Annotated in this window: 2 protein-coding genes; one reads left to right on the forward strand and one right to left on the reverse strand. The window is 63.0% G+C overall.

Annotation, left to right across the window (positions count from 1 at the left end; translation table 11 throughout):
• Positions 1 to 17: 17 nt before the first annotated feature.
• Positions 18 to 329, reverse strand: a complete 312-nt coding sequence (locus ACXJL8_RS39800) for a hypothetical protein (RefSeq protein ID WP_456618751.1) — start codon at positions 327 to 329, stop codon at positions 18 to 20.
• A 588-nt stretch (positions 330 to 917) separates the two neighbouring features.
• On the opposite strand from ACXJL8_RS39800, the gene ACXJL8_RS39805 reads away from it, so the two are divergent.
• A partial coding sequence (locus ACXJL8_RS39805; RefSeq protein WP_456686897.1) for a BTAD domain-containing putative transcriptional regulator occupies positions 918 to 1,959 on the forward strand: 1,042 nt, incomplete at its 3' end.

Raw genomic sequence — 1,959 nt, forward strand, 5'->3', positions numbered from 1 at the left:
GCCCAAAGCACCCCCTACTACGCGCGGCCGACGTGGACGACGATTTCGCCCTTGCAGGTCGCGATCATCACCTGGGCATATTCGTCCTGCGGCGGACTTTCCTCATAGCGAAGCGGGATCGTGGTGATCTGCTCCGGCGCTTCGCCGCTCGGCTGCTGCGCGCTCACGTCGAGGATCAGGATCTTGGGGTTGATGCCCTGCGGCGAGCGCTTGGTCAGCCGGGCCTGCCAGCCATGCACCCGCACATCGCCGGTCATGACCAGCTTGGGCGGCACGCCCGGCCCGTGGTCGATCCAGGCCTTGAAGGTGTTTCTCAGCAAAACAGTCATGATGCATCCCTCCTTCGCCAAGTTGCGCGATCCTTCGGTCGCGGACAAAACATAGGCGGGCGAGGCGAAGCCGATCGTGAATGGGCCGTGAACCCGGTGCTCATGAGGCGCCGTGGCGACGCTCCCGGGGCTTGACGCCCATGCGATACCGGCCGGGCGGCATCGTCCGGCCATGCCCGGCCCCGCGCGGCTCGCCGCGGCCTGCCGACCGGCGGTCAAATGACCACAAACAAATCAAATCGTACCGGTCGATCGATCTCGACGACGTGGGGACCGGGTCAATTGCGTGGCGCAGGCGGCCGAGGGCCCGCATTCACGGCCATTTCACGCTCGTCGGTTTGAAGTGAGGAGCACTTTTCAATTCGCCCGTCAGGTCGCATGTCGATCATCCTGCAACCCTTGACCATCTGACAACCCAAGATGTACCATTCATCCCTATTGCCAGATCCGGCGGGCTGCACGCCTGAGCTTTCGTATTGCTGGTCTCGCGGACAACGCGAACCGATCATCTGCATTCAACCAAGCCTAGCCTCCCGGAACCTGCCCTCCTACACTGTCGTCGACGATATCGACGGGGGATGGGACGAGATGTCGGAAGTCAACGGCGACAAGGCGGTTGGCGAGGGCGAGACCGGTCGCCTGAAACTGAACATCATCGGAACATTTTCAGCGTCCGTGGACGGATACGACATCAGTCTCGGCCGAAAGGCGCAAGCGCTTCTCGGCTACATGATGCTCTCCTCCGCACGCCAGTTGCCCAGGGCCAAATTGGTCGGGCTGCTCTGGAGCGAGAAGGACGACCCGCTCGCGAAGGGTTCGTTGCGTCAATCGCTCAGCCAGATTCAGCGCGAACTGAAGGCGCGCGGCTGCACGCATTTCCATGCAGACCAGATGCACGTGGCACTCGAGATCGACCAGGTCGCGTGCGACGTGATGCAGATCGTCTCGGACGCCGAGCGCGGTATCGTCCATCCCATCCTGCTCGCGCACGAACGCCTGACCGACGATATTCTCGACGATCTGGAAGGCGTCGATCCGGCATTTTCGGATTGGCTTGCAGAGACACGGCCGCTGATTCACGAACGGCTGATCGATGCACTGACAAGGCTGCTGCCCGATGAGGCGGACACAATTGTCACGGCCACCGCGGAGGCGGCGGCCAAGGCCATCCACCGACTGGATTCCGAGAACGAGCGCGCCATTCGCGTTCTCATCAAGAGCCATTTGGGGGCCGGAAGTATCGGCGCTGCGCTCGCGGTCTATGCGCGGCTCTGGCGGCAACTCGAAGATACCTACGACATCGAGCCGCATAAACTCACGCAGGACTTGATCGCCGGCTTGCGGCAGCAGCAGCCCGAGGCTGTCGTACGGCCCGTTCTGGCCTCTGTCGCGGCCCCCACGCTCGGTCTGGCCGGACTTGTCGACAGCCGACCATCGGTCGCCGTTCTCCCCTTTCGCGCGCTGTCGGCAACTCTGGAGCCTCAGTTCACGATCGGCATCGTCGACAGCGTCGTCCAGGCCCTGTCAAGCCTGAAGGAGCTGCTGGTGATTTCCCGGGGCTCGACGATGATCCCGATGCCGCAGACCCTGGATCTGCGCGCGATCGGCCGGGATCTCAATGCGCAATATC

It is taken from the genome of Bradyrhizobium sp. P5_C11_2, from assembly GCF_054049755.1.